Below are 21,185 nucleotides of genomic sequence, written 5' to 3'. Positions count from 1 at the left end.
CCACATGATCACTACCTCTGTTGCCGAAGCAGCAGCATGGCTTAAAGACGGACAAGTCTTGGCATATCCCACAGAGGCTGTTTGGGGCTTGGGTTGCGACCCCTATAATGAACAGGCATTTCATCAGATTCTAGAATTGAAGCAACGCCCGATTGAGAAAGGTGTGATTCTGCTGGCAGCTCATCTTTCACAGGTAGAACATCTGCTGCAGGATTTAAGCGAAGAAATGCGTGAAAAAGTGATTGAATCCTGGAACCATGACAGACCTGCTGATCGCGCGACCACCTGGCTACTTCCTGCAAATAAAGATATTCCTGACTGGATTAAAGGTCATCATCCTAAAGTAGCCGTACGTGTAACCACTCACCCACTCTGTGTGGCACTGTGTCAGGCCTTTGGCGGTTTTATCGTTTCGACCAGTGCCAACCCTGCCGGCATGGAACCTGCCCGCTCACTGCAGGATGCGATCCGCTATTTTGACCAGAACCTGAATTATCTAAATGGTGACCTCGGTTTAAGTCAGCAACCAAGCCGGATCATTGATGCAGTGACTGGCGTAGTTATTCGTGTCTGATTTAGTCGGGACACTCAAGCCCGACTAAAGTTTTAAGACAAAAAAAAGCTCAGCCATATAGGGATGGCTGAGCATAAAAAAGGATGTGCATAAATCACATCCAGAGGGTTCAGAAAATCTCTGGGAGTCTGATAAAACAAGGATTTTCTTGCTTGATCATTCTCGATGGGCGCATTATGAAAGAAACTGAGTACAACGACAAGTACAATAAAACAATCAAATAATACATATTATCTATTAATAGAAAACATTTTTTGACCAATATTCAAAATATCTTGCTCTTTCTATTCTCTTTTTAAAATAAAACGATATTTTTCTATTTGTTTTAACATTTGAAAATTAGCATTTAAAAGGGGATTTCAATTAAAAAAAATTGATTAAATGCTTAATATTTAATCAGACACAATTCTTAATCAGCTCTTTTAATTCCTGATTAAGCGGATCTTCCGGGATATTGTGCCCAGAGGATTCCGAGTAAAATGATGCCACCGCCGATACTGTGATACATGGTACAGGCTTCGCCCAGCCACAAATATGCGACTACTGCGGTAAAGACAGGCATCAGATTCATAAAAATACTGCTGCGATTGGGACCAAGTTGTTGCACAGCCATCATCCAGAACAAGGGTGCGGCAATAGAAGGAAAAATTCCGGCATAGATAATGCTGGCTGCATTAGCATGATTGATGCTATCCAGACCTAAAATCAATACCAAAGGAATATGATAGAGAAAGGCCATAAAAATCTGGATATACAGGCTCACTAAGAGTGGAATCTGAATCTGCCATTTTTTCAGAAACACGCCATAACAGGCATAGAAAAATACTGCGATCAACATCAACAGATCGCCAATATAACTTTCACCGACAGTTAAAAACTGCAGGCCCTGCCCTTGTGCCATGACATACATCAAACCAATAAAGGACAAGAGACTTCCCAGCACTGCAGCCTGTGTCGGGCGAATCTTTAAAACAAAAATACCCACGATAATGGTAAAAATAGGAATAAAGGCATTGATCAGGCCCATGTTGGTGGCAGTAGTGTAGTGTGCCGAGCTATAAGCCAGCCCCTGATAAAGCACCATTCCCAGCGCACTCAAAACAGCAAAATGCCCGAGATATGGACGGATCTCCGGCCACGCTGCTTTAACTTTGGGCAACATGAATGGAGTTAAAATCAGTAAGGCCAAGGCCCAGCGGTAGAAACTGATACTGATGGGAGAAATATAATCTGCCACATAGCGGGTGACAGTCATATTCAGAGACCAAATCAAAACTGCGGCCAGTGGTAAGGCCATGGCCCACCAGACTGCCTTTTGTTGCTGTGTCATACTTTCATCCATGAGTCGCTGGTCTTGTTATTAAGCTATGCGTATTCGCGCATCCTAGCATAATAGATTTTTCACATAATATTGAGGCAATTTGCAGCTTTAAGTAACTGAGCTCACCTGTTTTTACTTGTACTGAAAGCGAATACCCGTTAAAACAAATACCGTTCAGTCGCAATAAACAGGAAATCTAATGACTCGCTCTGTATATGACATTCCAGTCAAAACCATTGAAGGAACAGAAACCACTTTAAACCAGTACCAAGGTAAGGTTTTGCTGGTGGTTAACGTCGCATCTAAATGTGGCCTGACGCCGCAATATGAAGGCTTACAAAAACTGTATCAGGACAAAAAAGCGGAAGGTCTGGAAATTCTGGGCTTCCCTGCCAATAACTTTTTGGAACAGGAACCGGGTAGCGAAGCCGAGATTCAGGAATTCTGCTCAGTGAATTATAAAGTTGACTTCCCGCTATTTGCTAAAATCTCTGTCGCGGGTGAAGACAAGCATCCTTTATATGCCAACCTTACGCAGGCTGTACCGGAACGTATCGGTGAAGGCCCTTGGTGGAAAGATCTGGTCGATTATGGTTTAACCCCAAATCAGCCACCAGAAGTGCTCTGGAACTTTGAAAAATTCCTGATCAATAAAAATGGTGAAGTAGTGGCACGTTTTGCTCCAGATATTACTGCAGATGATCAACGGATTGTCGATGCAGTGAATGCAGAACTTGCAAAATAATTCTCGATTATTCTCATAAGCATCAAGCTTGAAATAAGTATCTATTTTCTTGGTAGATACTTATTTTTTTTATTTAAAAACGATTATTTAATTGCATTAAAATTCACCTAAAAACATTTTCAAAGTGATTGCAGGCCAAACAAGCCAATTTGGTGAGAGCAAAGTAATTCTTTACCAGCTTTTAATAAACTTTTTCCTGTTTTTAAATAATGAAATATTCGGAACCCAGAAGAATTGTTATGAGTTTGCAACAATCTTTTTTATCTCCATAGTTTGTCCTTATATTAGATACTATTAAAATTCCATCACCTGTATCGAGACCCTGATTCCATGTCCAAGATTCTTGCCAATGCTGTCCTTCCTTTCGCATTATTTAGCTCTGGAATTTTACTGATGGGCTGTGAACAGGCTGTCGAAGCACCGGCTGAACAGGCAGATACCACGACCTCAGATCTGGAACCAGCCTCTCAGCAACAGAGTTCAGCAGCACAAACCGAGCTTAAATCGGGCAATATGTTTTATATGGTTCGTGATGTAGCCGACTTGCAGCTCAAGGCCGGCAGTTATGTAGAACAGTTAAAACAGACCCAGACCGAACTGCAAACGGCGGTCGAAGCCAAAGATACCCAGCAGCTGCAGTCCACTGCGACCCAGCTACAACAGCAACTCAGCAGTTTTAATCAGGTACTGGGCAACCTGAACTTAAAAAGTCAGGAAATTGACCAGATTCGTGACAACATCATGACCGCCAATCAGCAAGTTCTGGCTTCTCCCCTTTTAAACGGTCAGGTGGATTTCAGCCAAGTGAACTTGAAAAAGATTGAATCCCAGATGGTTAATGTGCAATCCGAAATGGTCAAACTGGCCGGCTTGCTGATCCAGAATCCAGATCAGGAATCAGAGAGCAATACTGATCAGGACAATACTTAAAATACCTAAAGATCTCATTTTGAGGCGATTGATCGAAACATGTTTTTCTCAATCGCCTTGCAGGCAATATACTATTATGGACTATAAAAATTATATTTAGATCAAGAATTTTCATCTAATCAGATCATCAGGAGTTCAATCATGTCGAATTCAGTGCTGTATTCTGTGGTTTCAGCCACATCCCGGCTTGATCTGAAAGATCCTTTTATTTTTACCGTTCACCATCAAGATCATTATCCACAAGGCAATGCCGAATTAGGCCCAGTTTCCCCGCCACAGCAGCATGAATATGACATGTATTATGGCGAGAGTATTCCGGGCTTTCCGGAGCATCCGCATACTGGCTTTGAAACCATTACCATTGTCGAGCGCGGGTATGTCGATCATTTTGACTCGCTGGGAAACTCGGGACGTTATGGCGCGGGTGATGTGCAATGGCTGACTACCGGCAATGGGGTACAGCATTGCGAGATGTTTCCTTTAGTCCATCAGGATCAGGACAATCCTCTGGAGCTGTTTCAAATCTGGCTGAATTCCTCACCGGAACAAAAAAAGCAGCCGGCCGATTATAAAATGTTGTGGCGTGAACATATTCCACATGTATTTTCAGCCGATGCGACCGGACGTAAAGCGGAGATCCGGGTCATTTCAGGACAGTTTAAACAGACTCAGGCACTGGATCGGCCACCACATTCATGGGCAGCCATGCCAGAGAATCAGCTCAATATTTATTTAATCACTTTAGGGCCGGAAGCAGAATTAATCATTCCTGCAACCACTGCTACTGCAACGCGTTTTTGTTATTTTTATCAAGGTAGAAGCTTGGAGCTTGAAGGACAGAAGATAGCGCCGAAGCATCTACTGGAACTCAAACCGGATGCAGATATTCAGCTCAAAGGTGGGCTACTGGAATCACATATTTTATGGCTGGAAGGTGAACCGATCGGTGCACCGGTGGCTATGCATGGGCCTTTTGTTCTGAATAGTGCTCAAGAACTAGATACTGCTTTTCGCCGTTATCGTGAAACCCAGTTTGGTGGCTGGCCTTGGCCAAGTGCTGAACCGTCATTTCCACCAGAACACCCATGTTTTGCCAGTTATGAAGGTGGCAAACGTGAAGAATATCCAGACAAATAAGCCACTGAATAGTGGCTTATTTGATATCGGATCAGCTCATATTATTTTTTCGGGCTTTTGACGACGACCAGTTTCTTCTGCACAAACTCTCTAAAACCATCAATCGACAGTTCATGCCCATAACCGGAATTTTTGATTCCACCAAATGGCAATTCGGGCGTGGTGTCAGTAAACCAGTTGATCCAGATCATGCCAGTTTCTACCCGTGACGCCAGTTTTTTAGCGCGCTCGATATCCTGTGAATGAATCACGCCACCTAAGCCATAATTAGAATCATTGGCAATTTCGACAATTTCATCATCATCCTTCGCCACATAGATTTGTGCCACCGGGCCAAAGAATTCTTCATACCAGGCTTCATTTTCACGCGTGATATTTTCCAGAATAGTTGGTGCATAGAAATTGCCTTGATGTTCTACAGCTTTGCCGCCAGTGACCACAGTCGCGCCTTGTGCTACTGCCTTTTCGACCTGCTCGCTGAGTTTTTCCAGCGCATCTTTTGAAGACAGCGGTCCTAAAGTGGTTTCAGGATCGAGCGGATCACCCAGTTTTAACTGTTCAAAAGCTTTCAGCATGCCGGCCTTGAATTGTTCGGCAATTTTTTCATGCAAGATAAATCGCTTCGCCGCCGTACATACCTGCCCAGCATTATTGACACGCGCCTGACAGCCTAACTTGATCGCGCGTTCCAGATCTGCATCATCGAGTACGATGAATACATCATTACCGCCCAGTTCCAGCGTTGATTTTTTAAGATGTTTTCCGGCCTGTTCAGCGACTGCACTGCCCGCACCTTCTGAACCTGTCAGTGCTACACCCCGCACACGCTTGTCTGCAATTACTTCAGCGACCTGATCACTGCTGATAAACAGATTGGTCCAGACACCTTTGGGTGCGCCTGTATCCAAGACCAGTTGCTCAAAGGCTTCGGCACATTGCGGCACAATGCCGGCATGTTTTGCCAGAACCGGATTACCAATCGCACAGTTCGGCGCAAAGACACGCATCAGTTGATAAAACGGGAAATTCCACGGTTCAACCGCCATGATAATACCCAGTGGATGATGCTCAACCCAGGCTTCTCCCAGTTCCGTTTCATAGGACACCGGTGCTAAAAATTCTTTGGCATGATCCGCATAATATTCTGCAATTTTGGCGCAGGTTTCGATTTCACCTTCACTCTGCTTGATCAGTTTTCCCATATCCAGCGTCATGAGTTTAGCGAGTTCAGATTTTTGCTCTCGCATATTGCTGGCCAATTTGCGCAGTACTTCAATACGGGTATCGACCTGTTGTGACCATTCTGACTTTAGGATTTTTTCTGCGGTATCGAGTGCATTTTGAATATCTTGATCGTTATGGGGTGGGTAGTCTTTCAATTTTTGATTAGTAAATGGATTAATAGATTGATAAGCCATGATTTTCCCTTTTTCAATTATAAGTTTCGCCTGTTCAAAACTTCTATCGTATTAAGCTATAACAAACGAGTATCTGTTCGAATTATTTAACTTATCATTGATTTTTTTATAGCGTGTGTCTGCTTACAGATTGGTTCAAAACATTACTGAGAAAGGGTAAAAGTTATATCGAGCGGTACAGAATGCAATAAATGCAGAGATTTTATAACCTCTTCTTAGGTCTTCTCTTTTGAGTAGTTTCTCTTACTACTGGAATGGGATGTCTAGGTGATGGTTTTAATCCTACACTTTTAATTTTTCTTATCTCTTCTTGATCTAAATTGTAGTAAACAAAAAGTTGTTGAATTAAATTTTCTAAAACTTTTAAGTGCAAAACTAGCTCTTTTCGAGTTTTGGAGTCTGCCCTATGTGCAGCATCATTCCCTAAATAACGAATATCATCAAGTAAGCCTCTTTGCTTAGTTGAGATAAAACCCTCATGTTCAAACTTATTTAAAATTTCCCCCAAATCATCTGAATGACCAAAATATTTCACAATCTGCTCTAATAATGTTCTCAAGCCTAATCCAGTTAGCAAAGGCATTTTATTATTTAACGCCACTATGACCTCTTCATAAGTAGAATAAATCTCTTCAGGTAAGATTTTCTCAAACTCTTTAGAAAAAGCAGTTTCTTCGTCTCTAAGAGGAAAAGTTTTATATAAATAATTTACTTGGTAGATCATATCTTCACTTTGATCATACCCTACAGGATCAACGTCATAAGAGTCATGGGACTTTGTTTGATATGAAATAGACTCACAATTTAAACATCTCAAAATTCTATAATTATAATAAAAAGATATATTTGGATCAGAACAATCATTGTGTGATATATCTACCAATACCTCATGCTTAATTTTTGTTTTACATTCAATACATAATATTTTTTCATAAACAATTTTTGAATCTTGCTTAACACCCTCAAAAATTGGATTCAAAGAAACTATTTTCATTATTCTAGAAATACTATTTAAAAATTAGTATATAAAAAAACCACCCTTTCGGGTGGTTTTTTCAATCTCAAACCGTCTCTTATTGAGCGCGGTTTTTGATTTTGCGGATCGTTTCCAGCTGAGCAGCAGTTTCTGCAAGAGCAGCCAAAGCAGCAGCAGCGTCCAAATCGCTCTTTTGATTCGCAAGCAATGCTTCAGCGTGTTTACGCGCTTCAACAATAGCTGCTTCATCTAAGTTTTCTGCACGGACTGCAGTATCTGCAAGAACCGTAACAACATGCGGTTGAACTTCTAGAACACCACCAGATACATAGATCAACTCTTCTGTACCGTTTTCCAAAATAACGCGGATCGCGCCAGGTTGGAGCAAAGTTACCAACGGAGCATGGCCAGGCATAATACCCAACTCACCGCCAGCACCTTTTGCAATTAGCATAGTTATAGTGCCTGAGTACAAAGACTCCTGAACACTTACAACATCACATTGCATAGTCGCCATGAGAATCTCCTAAATTAGAGTAGCTAATTAAAGTTTCTCGGCTTTAGCAATAACTTCGTCAATACCACCAACCATGTAGAACGCTTGTTCTGGGATGTGATCGTATTCACCAGCTAGAAGACCTTTAAAGCCACGAATCGTTTCTTTAAGAGATACTAATTTACCAGGAGCACCAGTAAATACTTCAGCTACGTGGAACGGTTGAGAGAAGAAACGCTGGATTTTACGCGCACGGTAAACAACCAGTTTATCTTCTTCAGCAAGCTCGTCCATACCAAGAATCGCGATGATGTCTTTAAGCTCTTTATAACGTTGCAATACGTTCTGTACAGAACGTGCAATTTCATAATGCTCTTGACCAACAACTAACGGATCTAACTGGCGTGAAGTTGAGTCTAGTGGATCGATCGCTGGGTAAATACCAGAAGATGCGATGTCACGGCTCAATACAACAGTTGCGTCCAAGTGAGCAAACGTTGTAGCAGGCGATGGATCTGTTAAGTCATCGGCAGGTACGTATACCGCTTGGATTGACGTAATAGAACCAGACTTAGTCGATGTAATACGTTCTTGAAGAACACCCATCTCTTCTGCAAGTGTAGGCTGGTAACCTACTGCAGATGGCATACGACCTAGAAGTGCTGATACTTCAGTACCCGCTAGTGTATAACGATAGATGTTATCTACGAACAATAGTACGTCACGGCCTTTACCGTTTTCGTCTTTCTCGTCACGGAAATATTCAGCCATAGTAAGACCAGTCAACGCTACGCGTAAACGGTTACCCGGTGGCTCGTTCATCTGACCGTAGACCATTGCTACTTTGTCTAGAACGTTAGAATCTTTCATTTCGTGATAGAAGTCGTTACCTTCACGAGTACGCTCACCAACACCAGCAAACACAGATAAACCTGAGTGAGCTTTCGCGATGTTGTTGATCAACTCCATCATGTTTACAGTTTTACCAACACCGGCACCACCGAACAGACCAACTTTACCACCTTTCGCGAACGGGCAAAGTAAGTCGATGACTTTAATACCAGTTTCTAAAAGGTCAGTAGAAGCCGCTTGTTCTGCATAAGAAGGCGCTTGACGGTGAATTGGTAAACGCGCTTCAGTCGCAACAGGACCAGCTTCGTCGATCGGGCGACCAAGAACGTCCATGATACGGCCTAGAGTCGCTGTACCTACTGGTACAGAAATCGGCGCGTTAGTGTTAGTTACGTTCAAACCACGCTTAAGGCCTTCAGTAGAACCCATTGCAATAGTACGAACTACGCCATCACCAAGCTGTTGCTGAACTTCTAAAGTAGTTTCAGTACCATCTACTTGGAGAGCGTCATAGATCTTAGGAACGCTGTTGCGTTCAAACTCGACGTCGATAACCGCGCCGATGATCTGAATGATACGACCGCTATTCATTGCTGTCTCCTCAATTCAAAATAATGTTAAACGGCAGCGGCACCACCAACGATCTCAGAAATTTCCTGAGTAATCGCGGCTTGACGCAGCTTGTTATAAATAAGTTGCAGGCTCTTAATGATCTCGCCTGCGTTGTCTGTCGCTGCTTTCATAGCGACCATACGTGCAGACTGCTCACATGCGATGTTTTCAATCACACCTTGATACACCACAGACTCGATATAGCGAACCAACAAGCCATTTAAAAGCTCTTCAGCTTCAGGCTCGTAGATGTAATCCCAACCGTATTGACGGTTCAGATTCTTGTCTTCTTCAGCAGCAGCCAAAGGAACAAGTTGTTCGATTTTTTGATTTTGAGTCATGGCATTGACAAAGCCGTTTGACACTAGATAAATACGATCTAACTCGCCTTTATCATAAGCGTCCAACATCACCTGTACAGAACCAGATAACTGCTCAAGACTTGGGGCATCGCCGACTTGCGTCGTCGCACCAAGCACTTTACCGCCGTAGTTTTTAAAAAACGAAACCGCTTTTTGACCAATTAAAGCAAATTGAACTTCAATTGACTGCTCTTGTTGCTGTTGAACGTGTTTAACCACTTTCTTGAACAGGTTAATGTTCAAACCACCAGCAAGGCCACGATCTGAAGACACAATAATATAGCCAACGCGCTTAACTGGGCGTTCAACCATATAACGGTGTTTGTATTCAGGATTCGCTTGGACCAAATGAGCAATTACACGGTGCATATTTTCGGCATACGGACGGCCTTGAGCCATGCGCTCTTGCGCACGACGCATCTTAGAAGCTGCTACCATTTGCATCGCTCGAGTAATCTTCTGCGTGCTCTTGATACTAGCTACTTTGGCGCGAATTTCTTTTAAATTTGCCATACGCTTAACCTAGTATTCGAAAGCCCTTGCGAGCTTCCGAAGGTTGATTCCGTGAACCAAACCGACACTAAATTCAACAAAGGTTGAAATTAGTAAGTTTGAGTCGCTTTAAAGCTTTCAATACCTGCTTTGATTGCAGCTTCGATGTCTTTGTTGTAATCACCAGAGGCATCGATTTGTTGCATTAACGCAGCATGTTCTGAACGGAAGTAAGAAATCAACGCAGCATCAAAGTCTACGATTTTCTTAACGTCTACGTCAGCCATGTAGCCTTCGTTAGATGCATAAATTGAAACAGCTTGGTCAGCAATTGAGTATGGAGCATATTGTTTTTGCTTCATTAACTCAGTTACACGTTGACCATGTTCAAGTTGCTTACGAGTTGCTTCGTCAAGATCAGAAGCGAACTGAGCAAATGCTGCCAATTCACGGTATTGCGCCAAAGCAGTACGGATACCACCAGACAATTTCTTGATGATCTTAGTTTGCGCTGAACCACCAACACGAGATACAGAGATACCCGCGTTCACAGCAGGACGAATACCTGCGTTGAATAATGATGTTTCAAGGAAGATCTGACCATCAGTAATCGAAATTACGTTGGTTGGTACGAATGCAGATACGTCACCCGCTTGAGTTTCAATAATCGGCAATGCAGTTAATGAACCAGTTTGGCCTTTAACTTCACCGTTAGTGAATTTCTCAACGTAGTCAGCAGATACACGAGAAGCACGTTCAAGTAGACGCGAGTGTAGATAGAACACGTCACCTGGATACGCTTCACGACCTGGTGGACGGCGTAAAAGCAATGAAATTTGACGGTAAGCAACAGCTTGCTTAGACAAGTCATCATAAATGATTAACGCATCTTCACCGCGGTCACGGAAGTATTCGCCCATTGTACAGCCAGAGTACGGAGCTAGATACAGCATTGCTGCTGGATCAGCTGCAGCTGCTGCTACAACAGTTGTATACGCCATAGCGCCAGTTTCTTCTAGCTTGCGTACCACGTTAGCGATAGTCGATTGTTTTTGACCGATTGCTACGTATACACATTTAATGCCAGAGTTTTTCTGAGCGATGATCGCGTCGATCGCCATTGCTGTTTTACCAGTTTGACGGTCACCAATGATCAACTCACGTTGACCACGGCCTACAGGGATCATTGTATCTACTGATTTATAACCAGTTTGTACAGGTTGATCCACTGATTGACGCCAAATTACGCCTGGTGCTACTTTTTCAACAGCATCAGTTAATTTTGCATCAATAGGGCCTTTACCATCAATCGGGTTACCTAAAGCATCTACTACACGGCCTAAAAGTTCTGGACCAACCGGAACTTCTAATACACGACCTGTGCAACGCGCTTTTTGACCTTCTTGAAGGCTTAAGTAGTTACCTAAAACAACGACGCCCACTGAATCCTGTTCTAGGTTCAGTGCCATACCGTAAAGGCCGCCGTCGAATTCGATCATTTCACCGTACATAGCGTCAGCTAAGCCGTGAATACGCACAATACCGTCAGAAACCATAACAATGGTTCCTTCGTTCTTAGCGGTTGCGCTGGTGTCCAGATCGCCGATACGCTGTTTAATGAGCGCACTGATCTCGGATGGATTCAGTTGTTGCATTGCGCTATACCTCAATCTTTTTAAAGTTCAGTCTTCTAAATGCAATTAAGCAAGAAGACGAGTACGCATTTTTTCAAGCTTGTTAAGCGCAGAATCATCTATCACTTGGTCGCCTGCACGAATAACTACACCAGCAATCAGCGCTGGGTTAACTTCTACAGAAACATTTACCGCCGCTTCGAATTTTTTCTCTAATGCGTGAGTAAGAAGTTGTTCCTGTACAGAAGTCAATGGGAATGCTGATTCAATCACAACATCCACAGTATTGTTATTCTGTGATTTAAGCTGCTCATATTCTGCTGCAATCTCAGGAAGAAGAACCAAACGGTTATTCTCTGCAAGCAATGTCAGGAAGTTAGACACTGCTGCAGTTTGGTCTTCACCTAAAACTTTCGCAAAAAGAGCCACCTGCTCAGCAGGTGTAAGCTCAGGGCGATTTAGATAAGCTGAAAATGCTTCGTCTTGCACCGCAGCACTGAGCAATTCAAGTGCTGTTGACCAAGAGTCAGTTGCACTTTGCTCAGAAGCGTAAGCAAATGCTGCTTTAGCGTATGGGCGTGCCAACGTCAAGAGTTCAGCCATAATCCGCCTCTCTTAAAGTTTAGCAGCCAGCTGAGTCAGCATGGCATTGTGAGCTTCTGCATCAACTTGCTGGCTAAGAATTTTCTCAGCACCAGTTACTGCAAGAGCAGCCACTTGTTGACGCAATTCTTCGCGAGCAGCATTGATTTCAGTATCAACAGCTTCTTTAGCCTGTTGACGAATACGCTCACCTTCAGCCGCAGCTTGGGTACGCGCTTCTTCGATCAATTGTGCACCACGACGGTTCGCTTGTTCGATCAATTGAGCCGCTTGTGCTTTTGCCGCGTCTAACTCAGCTTTCACTTGTGCTTGCGCATCTGCAAGGTCAGCCTTCGCTTTTTCAGCAGCATTTAAGCCATCAGCGATTTTACGCTGACGTTCACTAATCGCATTGATTAGTGGTGGCCATACAAACTTCATGCAGAATGCGACAAAAATCGCAAACGCAATCGCTTGGCCAAACAATGTGAGGTTGATATTCATTGCAAATTCCTCAAATAGTGAATTTCGGAATTAAGCTGATTAACCTACAAATGGATTAGCGAAGATGAAGAACAAGCCAATACCAACACCGATCATAGGCACAGCATCAAGAAGACCCGCGATTAAGAACATACGAGTTTGAAGTTGTGGAGCCAATTCTGGTTGACGAGCTACAGCTTCAAGGAAACGGCCGCCTAGAAGACCAAAACCAATCGCAGTACCTAAAGCACCGAAAGCGATCAAGATAGCAGATGCAATTGCAACTAGACCTAAAGTGAGTTCCATGATAATTCCTCAGAGGTTAGGTTTTATACCAAATTAAGTTAAAAAATTGTGTGCCCAACCATCCGTTGACAGTTAGGCAATACCATTAATGCTTTTCGCTTGCCATACTCATGTACACGATAGTCAACATCATGAAAATGAATGCTTGTAGCGTAATAATCAAAATGTGGAAAATCGCCCAAGGCACAGACAACGCCCACTGGATCCAGAACGGTAATAACGCGATAAGAATGAAGATTAACTCACCCGCATACATGTTACCGAACAGTCGTAGAGCCAATGAAACTGGTCGCGCCAAGAAAGTAGTCAATTCCAACAATAAGTTGAATGGAATTAAAAGCACTTTAGCAACTGGATTACTTGGGTTAAATGGGTTCAGTGCTAACTCACCAACGAAGCCGCCAACACCTTTCTCACGAATACTATAGAAAATAATTAAGAAGAATACAGAAATAGACATACCGAGGGTAATGTTTGGATCTGTAGTCGGAACAATTTTAAAGTAAACCTGATGAGGGTCTACACCCAGCATAGAAGCAATCGCGTGTTGAGCTACATAAGGAATAAAGTCAACAGGGATCAAATCCATCAAGTTCATGAGGAAAATCCACACGAAAATGGTTAATGCTAAGGGTGCAATTAATCGAGACTTCCCGTGGAAGGTATCACGTACACTTGAATCTACAAACTCGATAATCATTTCAATTGCAGACTGGAACTTGGTAGGAACACCAGCATTAGCCGCTTTAGCAACCAACCAGAACAACAAACAGAAAATCAGACCCAGTCCGATAGACCAACCCATTGAATCCAAGTGAATAGCAGTGAACCCCATCTGTTGAGCTTCAGCACCGCTCTCGGCCAATTTCCACGTACCGTCCGGCATTTTGCCATAGGTCATGTTGGTCAAGTGATGCTTGATATACTCGGTCGAAGTAAGGGCATGTTCTTCAGCAGCCATAAATCACACCTGGTCAATGTCAAAAAACTAATAGAACAAACGAATATCGCGTGCTGCTTGATATCTCGCCTGCTCCTGAAAAACTTTTCAATTTCTTGTTGTGCTTATACTCATTTTTGTAGACGTGACGCCCAAAACGGAGCGACCCACGACATGGCTTGAACAAGTATAAAACCACAAAACAACGCCACCGCTGACAACGGTTTAACATTGCTTAAAATTAAAATGAAACCAACAATCACAATGGCAAACTTTCCCATCAAGCCTTTATACATGTTCGAAAGAACTTGTTTAGACGCGCGGGCTCCTGCTGCTCGAAACGATTGCCACGAAAAATAACAAGTCGCGAGCCAACATACCAGTGCACCTAATGCTGCACTCAAGGCTGCGGTTGAGTCTTTCACGACCCAGCCGATCAAGGCTGAAACAGGGATCATACAGGCTTGCAGGAGGACCAAAGCTTTCGCTAATCGTCGGTCAATCAAGCGACTAGTTCGGCTCATTATTTATTCACTCACAGCAATCATGCTTGACAAGTTTAACAGGTGATTATTTTTAATCGCAGGCATTATAGAGTTACACCCCTGAACATGCAATCTTTTCCCGACCTTAGTCGTGTTTTTTTAAATCGGGTCACTGCTGTTAAACTAATCAAAATCTGTCTATTTTTTAAATCATTAGCGTGCATTTAGTACACATTTCTGGGTTTCGGCGGCCAATTGCTGCCAAGCCTGCACAAAGTCCCCTGCCCCGCTCATGCTTTCATCGACATGCTGGAACAGTACCGGATTGAGTTTGCGGTACTGGTTCTCACTGGCATGACCTTCGGCCAGCAGACACATTTTGCGCTGTGGACGATGATCCTGTAAAAACTTGATTTGCGCCACGGTTGGTGAAACATGTGGATCATCGGTCAATGCCCCCATGAATTTTAAATTGAGTGGGCGCTCCAGATACTGATAGGCATCATGATAAGACCAATAAGGTTTGGCTTTGTTACTTGAACTATAACGCTGAGCCGTAGCAAACATGTTTTGTGCAAAGTCACGGGCATTTTTCCAGTAGCGTTCACGATGCTCCGGCAATTGCTGCGAACGTAGCGCCGCAATAAAGAAACCAATCCGCACTGCATTATTCGGATCGAGCCAGACATGCGTGTCTACCGTATTTTTTAAGGCCTCGCCACGCGGATTACGCATCGGCAAGGTGGTCAATATCCCCGAGTCTAACAGTGCAATGCCTTTATTACTTTCATTCAGCACTTTGGCCAAGGGTGCTTCATGCGCCTGACCCAGCCAGATCACCAGACCTGCATTCTGAATAGTTTTTCGATGCGCCGGAGTCAGACTCACATCATGTCCACTTTGGTTGGCCAGCAATAAAGTCGGCTGTTCCACACCTTGGGTAATTTTCTTGGCAATCAGATGGATCGGCTGCGTAGACACCACCAGACTTTGTGACCAACTGAGTGTACTGAACAATGCGAGCAGACTGATTGCAAGAAGACGGAACATGAGTAGAAATCACTTAAAAACGATAAAATCAGGAAGTGTTATAATATAACAAAAATACAAAAATACCTATGCCCAATCGAAACTCAGAACGCTTCATGTTAAGATTTGAAATCTATTAATTTTCAGTTTCGCACTTGAGGTGAACTATGGGTTCCTGTTCGCATGAACACCACAACGCATTGCACGGCGTGCACGACCATCCCAATGTCGCACAACGTCTTGCTGAAGCGGAAAGTCTTTGTGCAGCAAGCGGCGCACGCCTTACGCCTTTACGTAAAGAAGTGCTGGAACTCATTCTGAATGCGCATGGCCCGATGGGCGCCTATGATCTGCTGGCACAAATGAAAAATGCCAGCGATCGTCCTGCAGCCCCACCAACGGTGTATCGCACTCTGGATTTTTTATTAAGCAAAGGGCTGATTCATCGCCTGACCTCGATCAATGCCTATATTCCCTGTTGCCATCCGCGTGAAGGTCATCAGGCCGCTTTTTTAATCTGCACCGAATGTAAAGCCGTGAAAGAAGCGTCGGCTCAGGGCTTGCTCGATCAACTCGATGCACTGGCCAGCTCGGACGACTTCACGGCACATCACAGCATTATCGAAATTTCAGGAATTTGTCAGCAGTGCCGCAACAAAGCTTAAGTGCCTCTCCCCTGATTCAGCTCTCCAAGATCTGGGTCAAGATCGATGAGCGCGATATCTTAAAAGCCATTGATTTCTCGTTACAAGAGAAAGAAATTGTCACACTGATCGGTCCCAATGGCGCTGGTAAATCGACCTTAATTAAAGTCATGCTGGGCATTTTGAAACCGCAATCAGGTGAGATCAAAACTGCGCGCAAACTCAAATTCTCTTATGTGCCACAGAAATTCAATCCCTCACATAGCTTGCCGCTCCGGGTGAAAGATTTATTGACGCTAGAAAAATGCCCATCCCAGATTAAAACCGAAATTATCCGCGATACCGGCATTAGCAAACTGCAAGATTCTAAAGTTCAGCAGTTGTCTGGCGGCGAACGTCAGCGGGTGCTATTGGCCCGCGCCTTATTACGCCAGCCGGACATTTTAGTCCTCGATGAACCGATGCAAGGTCTGGACATCCAGTCCGAAGCTGAACTGTATGAATATGTGCGTAACTTGCCGGAAAAATATGGCTGTGCCGTACTGATGGTTTCACATGACCTGCAATGGGTGATGCAAGGTACGACTCGAGTCGTGTGCTTGAACAAGCATATCTGCTGTAGTGGGCTGCCGGAAAGCGTGCAGCAACATCCCGAATATCAGGCAATTTTTGGCACCAATCGAGTGTTCTATCACCATCATCATGATCATTGCGCGCATGGCGATTCTGCCACTCCCTGTCAGCATGATTCACGCCCTCATATTCACCCCGAGCCGGAAGCTTAAACCATGATGGATTGGTTACAACTCCTTTTACCTGCATGGATCATGGGAACGCTGTTGGTATTTCTGACTGCTCCGCTGGGCTGTCTCATGCTCTGGCGGCGTATGTCATTCTTTGCCGATACCATGGCACACGGTACTTTACTCGGTGTTGCCATTGCTGGAGCTTTAAGTTTACCGCTCTGGATGGGAGTCACTTTTATTGCCTTATTATTGGTAGGTATTTTGTGGGTGCTGCATGATCCGCGCCTACCCAATGATGCTTTGCTGGCCTTATGTTCAGCAACACTGCTTTGCTCGGGATTATTGTTCATTCAGCATTTACCGAGTTTAAGACCGGAACTTCTCAGCTATCTATTTGGTGATCTACTAACGATTTCTTGGACGGACTTACCCACCTTTGCCATTGTGATTATTCTGGCCTTAGCCGTCCTCTATAAAAGCTGGCAAGCGCAGATTCAAATCGCGATTGATCCGGACATGGCGGTCAGTGAAGGTGTAAATGCCAAATGGCAACGCCTGATCTTTATGTTGTTATTGGCATTGTTTACCGTGCTTGCCCTGAAAGCAGTCGGTTCACTCTTGATGGGGGCATTACTGGTGATCCCTGCCCTGACCGCACGACTCCTTGCACACTCACCCAAACAAATGGTGATCTGGGCATTCGTGATTGCGCAAATTGGGGTGACCGTGGGCCTATGGTCGAGTGCCGGTCTCAATACTTCGACTGGTTTAACCATTGTACTGACCATGGCGGTGCTATTTGCACTGATCTTCTGTGTGCAGAAGTTTAAAAAGCTGAATTAATCTTTCTGTTAAATCATTATGATTTTCTAATGATCTATTCCGCCTCTCTCCTTTAAGGAGAGAGCAAAGACTCTTTATTGATGCACCAAACTCAATAAAAATGCAGCGCCGGCAAATAACCCGGCAAAAGTCCGGTTCATGACTTTTTGTTGTTTCGGCGATCTAAGCAGCCTTAAAACTTTAGCAGCCAATCCGGTATAACCCGCCATCACAATCAGATCAATCGTCACCATTGTCGCAGCCATAATCAAATACTGAATCCATTGTGGCTTAGACAAATCCAGAAATTGCGGCAAGACGGCCAGTAAAAATACGATGGCTTTAGGATTAGTGATATTAACCAAGAAACCATGCAGTACCAGTTTCCCTCTCGATTTTCGCGCCAATTCATGTTTAATTTCGATAGATTGTACAGGTGCTTTCCATTGCAAAATAGCCAAATACAATAAATAGCCGACACCAAACCATTTCACCACTAAAAATGCCCATGGGGTTGTCGCAAACAAAACTCCCACGCCTGCCGCAACCACTGCAATCTGTACCAATAATGCCAGTTGCAGGCCCAGCGCATTCCAGTAACCATGCCGAAAACCATAATTCAGTCCACTCGACATGGAAGCAATCGCTCCTGCGCCCGGAGACACACTAATCACCCAACAGGCCAGCATATAGGCAAACCACATTTGATAGGACATAAACATTTCACTCAGCAAAACCCATCCAATATTATATGAATTTTCCAATAAAATCGGGCTAAAAACCTGCTTGAATATAAGGCACTGCACTATTCACTCTGTCTGGCTTCAGGCACAATATGTGCATTAAAAACAGGATCTATCCTTACAGGAGCCATGAATGACAGCCCAATCGGTAATCTTGCCACTTCCTTCAGATCATGCCCGTTTTATTGTTTTACGTCTTAAAGATTTGAGTATTGAACAATTAAAAGAACAACTCGAACATCTTTTTACTTCGCGTGATCGTCTTATTACGCAACATCCTCAAGCACAAATTAAAACGGCAGTGGCTTTTGGTCCTGAACTGTGGGCAAAACTTTATGATCAAGCTCCTGCAGGCTTTAAACAGCTTGAGCCCATTCATGGTTCATTTGAAATGCCAGTGGTTCCGGCAGATATGATCATTCATATTGCCAGTGCCCGTGCTGATATCTGTTTTGCGCTCAGTCAGGCTTTTTTTGAAGGCATTCAGGATCAGGTTCAGGTGCTGGATGAGCGGGTTTGCTTCCGCTATTTTGATGGTCGTGACATAACTGGCTTTATTGATGGAACTGAAAATCCGCAATTCCCGGATGATCGTGCTGAAGTCGCATTATTAGGTGAAGATTCAGGTATTTTCCAAGATGGTTCATTTATTTTTGCCCAACGTTACGCGCATAACCTGGAAAAATGGAAAAAGCTAAAAGTTGATACTCAGGAACAGGTTATGGGTCGTACCAAGCTTGAATCGATTGAGCTGGATGATGAAGTCAAACCTGAAAATGCGCATGTGGCACGTACTGTAGTGGAAGATGAAGAAGGTGAAGAAATGGAGATCCTGCGTCATTCTCTACCTTATGGTGACGGACGTGGTGACCAGGGGCTATTCTTTATTGCATATACCAAAGATCTAAAAATTATTGATGCTATGTTAGAACGTATGTTTGGTACGTCTGGTGATGGGATTCATGACCGCCTGCTGCACTTCGTAACTCCGCTGGATGGCGCATATTACTTTGCACCGAGTGAGGAGTTGCTGGAAGAAGTTTTGGAAGGGTAAAAGAAAAAAGCAGCTAAAAAATAGCTGCTTTTCTATTTTTAAATTATTTATAATTTTTTATAAATCTAACTCTTTGATAATTTTCTTGAGCATAACAATCTATTAAATAAATCGGTGCTTCACGCCCTTCCTCTGCAGCTGCATATTCAGAGTTACATTTATTTTTTCTATTCTTTAACCACAATCTTTGACTCGCTAGTAATTTTTCTTTTTTAATTCCTTTTAATATTTTCATTCTTTTTCTATATTCTATATTTAATTTTTTATCTGACTCTAAATAACTTCTTGAAACACAATACATTAAATCCTCTTGCATAGGACTTCTTTCTTTACACTGTATTTTCAAAGCATCCTGATATAAAAAGTCTTCAGGAGACACTGCATAAGAGTTTAAAGAAATAAATAAAATATTCAGAATAAAAAGTTTACTTATAGCATTCACATTTTAATCCTTTTTCAAAAATTTTTGCTTCATCTTCCCGTCTAGCCTGTAATCCTCTATTAGCTTTTGTAGTCCATAGTCGTTTCATACTTCTTAAGAATAAAGGAACCTTTTTTCCATTCTTTTTAAGATCATCTTGAATTTCTTTCATTTCTTTACGACGATCTCCTTTCAAACCTATATATCTGTTATATACAAGCGATAAAATAGCTCCTTGGCAATGAGGATGATATTTTAAAATATCTGGATAAACTTTTAATGTATCCTCCGCATACCTTTTTTTTACTATCATCACCATCTGATAAGCTTTATCTTTATTTATAATAATATCAGAAAGGCTGTTTACTAATGCTTGTGCTGCCAAACCTCTTTTTCCTTGAGCTTTTAATAAACGTTGAATTTGACTCGAAGTATAATAAAAAATTAAATCCTTTTTAATTTGTTCAAGACTTTGATGTCCTAAATCGTAACCATATCCTAATGTTACACCACTTTTACCATCTTTTCCCTTACTAGGTACATAAGGTTTAGATTCGTATTTCTCCCATTTTAAAATTGAATCAAGAGATTCTTTTGAAATAACCATTGTTCCTAAAGAAGTTTCAAAAGTATATGTTTCTACGATACATTCTGCTGTACAGAGTTTCTCTATATTCTTATCTAGGGTCGGCTTATTCTGTTCGGTACCACCCTTAATAATATCTACATCTAATTTCAATTTTATGGAATCTTCTTTAATCCTTTTTACCACATGAGTTTTCGGTTCCAAGGGATTACCATCAGGTTTAAATACCGTGATCTGTATTTTTTCCCCAATCATACTTGGAAATGAAAATTTCCCATTAGAGGTATTTGAAATTTTTGTTATCTTATTTCCCAAATAAAGTATTTCGATCTTTGTATTTTCAACGATATAACTATTTCCTTCTCTATCTAGAAGTTGGATATTTGATTCACTTTTAAAGTTTTCATAGGGTTCATCTAGTTTAATTATTTTTGGTATTTGAGAGCCATGCTCAGAGTTAACAGCACCTTTTAGAGCAAACTCATCATTTGAAGTCAAAACTAGAATTTCAATATCTCGATTAGGTGAAGATACCACCTCTACAATGCCTTGCTCATTGGTATGACGTTCAAATGAACTTTGTTTTCCTTTAGGGCGAGATTTTACCGGGAAACTCGTTAATATTTTCTCATTGCAGTCTATTATTTTAAATAAAGTCGTAACGGCTTTGTTGCACAAACCTATCTGTAAAGGCTTTTTCAGCGATATAATTTTCAAATGAAGAAGCCTACACACAAAATCTACCGCACAACCAATTGGCCCGCATATAACCGAGCACTCATGAGTCGCGGAAAT

Annotated in this window: 24 protein-coding genes; 8 read left to right on the top strand and 16 right to left on the bottom strand. The window is 42.7% G+C overall.

Translation table 11 applies throughout. The annotated features are described in order from the left end of the window. Positions 1-4 precede the first annotated feature (4 nt). A complete protein-coding gene (locus F893_RS01085; protein ID WP_005249628.1) occupies positions 5-574 on the top strand; it encodes an L-threonylcarbamoyladenylate synthase type 1 TsaC in 570 nt (189 codons plus the stop codon). Positions 575-1,007: 433 nt separating this feature from the next. On the opposite strand, the gene F893_RS01080 is transcribed toward F893_RS01085, so the two are convergent. Beyond that, positions 1,008-1,904, bottom strand: a complete 897-nt coding sequence (locus tag F893_RS01080) for a DMT family transporter (RefSeq protein ID WP_005249626.1) — start codon at positions 1,902-1,904, stop codon at positions 1,008-1,010. 190 nt (positions 1,905-2,094) lie between these two features. Between F893_RS01080 and F893_RS01075 the strand changes: the two genes are divergently transcribed. The 3 genes from F893_RS01075 (at position 2,095) to F893_RS01065 (ending at position 4,707) form a co-directional block, all read left to right on the top strand. Further along, on the top strand, positions 2,095-2,640 hold the full coding sequence (locus tag F893_RS01075) for a glutathione peroxidase (RefSeq protein ID WP_005249624.1): 546 nt from the start codon (positions 2,095-2,097) through the stop codon (positions 2,638-2,640). Positions 2,641-2,970: 330 nt separating this feature from the next. Further along, on the top strand, positions 2,971-3,570 hold the full coding sequence (locus tag F893_RS01070) for a hypothetical protein (protein WP_005108413.1): 600 nt from the start codon (positions 2,971-2,973) through the stop codon (positions 3,568-3,570). Between the two features lie 141 nt (positions 3,571-3,711). Next, entirely contained in the window at positions 3,712-4,707 is a 996-nt protein-coding gene (locus F893_RS01065; protein ID WP_005249623.1) for a pirin family protein, read from the top strand. 41 nt (positions 4,708-4,748) lie between these two features. Here the strand turns inward: F893_RS01065 and F893_RS01060 are convergent, their stop codons facing one another. From F893_RS01060 to F893_RS01005, 12 genes are all read right to left on the bottom strand, one after another. Next, positions 4,749-6,125, bottom strand: a complete 1,377-nt coding sequence (locus F893_RS01060) for an NAD-dependent succinate-semialdehyde dehydrogenase (RefSeq protein WP_005249621.1) — start codon at positions 6,123-6,125, stop codon at positions 4,749-4,751. Positions 6,126-6,327: 202 nt separating this feature from the next. Next, positions 6,328-7,119 (bottom strand): DUF4145 domain-containing protein, encoded by a 792-nt coding sequence (locus F893_RS01055; protein ID WP_005249619.1) that lies wholly within the window; start codon positions 7,117-7,119, stop codon positions 6,328-6,330. 79 nt (positions 7,120-7,198) lie between these two features. After that, on the bottom strand, positions 7,199-7,618 hold the full coding sequence (locus F893_RS01050) for a F0F1 ATP synthase subunit epsilon (protein WP_004732608.1): 420 nt from the start codon (positions 7,616-7,618) through the stop codon (positions 7,199-7,201). A 27-nt stretch (positions 7,619-7,645) separates the two neighbouring features. Next, on the bottom strand, positions 7,646-9,040 hold the full coding sequence (gene atpD / locus F893_RS01045) for a F0F1 ATP synthase subunit beta (RefSeq protein ID WP_004644863.1): 1,395 nt from the start codon (positions 9,038-9,040) through the stop codon (positions 7,646-7,648). A 26-nt stretch (positions 9,041-9,066) separates the two neighbouring features. Further along, positions 9,067-9,936, bottom strand: a complete 870-nt coding sequence (gene atpG / locus F893_RS01040) for a F0F1 ATP synthase subunit gamma (RefSeq protein WP_004644862.1) — start codon at positions 9,934-9,936, stop codon at positions 9,067-9,069. An 89-nt stretch (positions 9,937-10,025) separates the two neighbouring features. Continuing rightward, a complete protein-coding gene (atpA, locus tag F893_RS01035) occupies positions 10,026-11,570 on the bottom strand; it encodes a F0F1 ATP synthase subunit alpha (protein ID WP_004644861.1) in 1,545 nt (514 codons plus the stop codon). Positions 11,571-11,615: 45 nt separating this feature from the next. Beyond that, a complete protein-coding gene (locus F893_RS01030; RefSeq protein WP_004644860.1) occupies positions 11,616-12,152 on the bottom strand; it encodes a F0F1 ATP synthase subunit delta in 537 nt (178 codons plus the stop codon). A 12-nt stretch (positions 12,153-12,164) separates the two neighbouring features. Then, on the bottom strand, positions 12,165-12,635 hold the full coding sequence (locus F893_RS01025) for a F0F1 ATP synthase subunit B (RefSeq protein WP_004280990.1): 471 nt from the start codon (positions 12,633-12,635) through the stop codon (positions 12,165-12,167). A 39-nt stretch (positions 12,636-12,674) separates the two neighbouring features. Beyond that, the gene (gene atpE / locus F893_RS01020; protein ID WP_000424060.1) at positions 12,675-12,920 is read right to left on the bottom strand and encodes a F0F1 ATP synthase subunit C; all 246 of its coding nucleotides are present in this window, start codon (positions 12,918-12,920) and stop codon (positions 12,675-12,677) included. 85 nt (positions 12,921-13,005) lie between these two features. Further along, complete coding sequence (atpB, locus tag F893_RS01015) at positions 13,006-13,881, bottom strand: F0F1 ATP synthase subunit A (RefSeq protein ID WP_004644859.1); 876 nt, start codon at positions 13,879-13,881, stop codon at positions 13,006-13,008. Positions 13,882-13,991: 110 nt separating this feature from the next. Further along, entirely contained in the window at positions 13,992-14,384 is a 393-nt protein-coding gene (locus F893_RS01010; RefSeq protein WP_004280982.1) for an ATP synthase subunit I, read from the bottom strand. 174 nt (positions 14,385-14,558) lie between these two features. Then, complete coding sequence (locus tag F893_RS01005) at positions 14,559-15,395, bottom strand: metal ABC transporter solute-binding protein, Zn/Mn family (RefSeq protein ID WP_005249613.1); 837 nt, start codon at positions 15,393-15,395, stop codon at positions 14,559-14,561. A gap of 146 nt (positions 15,396-15,541) precedes the next feature. On the opposite strand from F893_RS01005, the gene F893_RS01000 reads away from it, so the two are divergent. The 3 genes from F893_RS01000 to znuB are packed head-to-tail and all read left to right on the top strand — an operon-like array spanning position 15,542 to position 17,607. After that, positions 15,542-16,039, top strand: coding sequence for a transcriptional repressor (locus tag F893_RS01000; RefSeq protein WP_004280980.1), 498 nt, complete (start codon positions 15,542-15,544; stop codon positions 16,037-16,039). Next, positions 16,012-16,803, top strand: coding sequence for a zinc ABC transporter ATP-binding protein ZnuC (gene znuC / locus F893_RS00995; RefSeq protein ID WP_162924850.1), 792 nt, complete (start codon positions 16,012-16,014; stop codon positions 16,801-16,803). The genes F893_RS01000 and znuC overlap by 28 nt, the downstream gene beginning before the upstream one ends. Positions 16,804-16,806: 3 nt before the next feature. Beyond that, a complete protein-coding gene (gene znuB, locus F893_RS00990) occupies positions 16,807-17,607 on the top strand; it encodes a zinc ABC transporter permease subunit ZnuB (protein ID WP_004280978.1) in 801 nt (266 codons plus the stop codon). Positions 17,608-17,681: 74 nt separating this feature from the next. On the opposite strand, the gene F893_RS00985 is transcribed toward znuB, so the two are convergent. Beyond that, on the bottom strand, positions 17,682-18,302 hold the full coding sequence (locus F893_RS00985; RefSeq protein WP_004280977.1) for a LysE family transporter: 621 nt from the start codon (positions 18,300-18,302) through the stop codon (positions 17,682-17,684). A 160-nt stretch (positions 18,303-18,462) separates the two neighbouring features. Between F893_RS00985 and F893_RS00980 the strand changes: the two genes are divergently transcribed. Further along, complete coding sequence (locus tag F893_RS00980) at positions 18,463-19,383, top strand: Dyp-type peroxidase (RefSeq protein WP_005249610.1); 921 nt, start codon at positions 18,463-18,465, stop codon at positions 19,381-19,383. A gap of 43 nt (positions 19,384-19,426) precedes the next feature. On the opposite strand, the gene F893_RS17265 is transcribed toward F893_RS00980, so the two are convergent. Both F893_RS17265 and F893_RS00970 read right to left on the bottom strand, forming a co-directional pair. Continuing rightward, the gene (locus F893_RS17265; protein ID WP_005249609.1) at positions 19,427-19,825 is read right to left on the bottom strand and encodes a lysozyme inhibitor LprI family protein; all 399 of its coding nucleotides are present in this window, start codon (positions 19,823-19,825) and stop codon (positions 19,427-19,429) included. Continuing rightward, positions 19,809-20,411 (bottom strand): pesticin C-terminus-like muramidase, encoded by a 603-nt coding sequence (locus F893_RS00970; RefSeq protein WP_034435761.1) that lies wholly within the window; start codon positions 20,409-20,411, stop codon positions 19,809-19,811. The genes F893_RS17265 and F893_RS00970 overlap by 17 nt, the downstream gene beginning before the upstream one ends. Positions 20,412-21,185 lie beyond the last annotated feature (774 nt).

The organism is Acinetobacter sp. CIP 102136, assembly GCF_000369685.1.
Taxonomy (GTDB): domain Bacteria; phylum Pseudomonadota; class Gammaproteobacteria; order Pseudomonadales; family Moraxellaceae; genus Acinetobacter; species Acinetobacter fasciculus.
The sequence above is the reverse complement of the archived record's forward strand: the minus strand, read 5'-3'. Positions and strand labels throughout refer to the sequence as shown.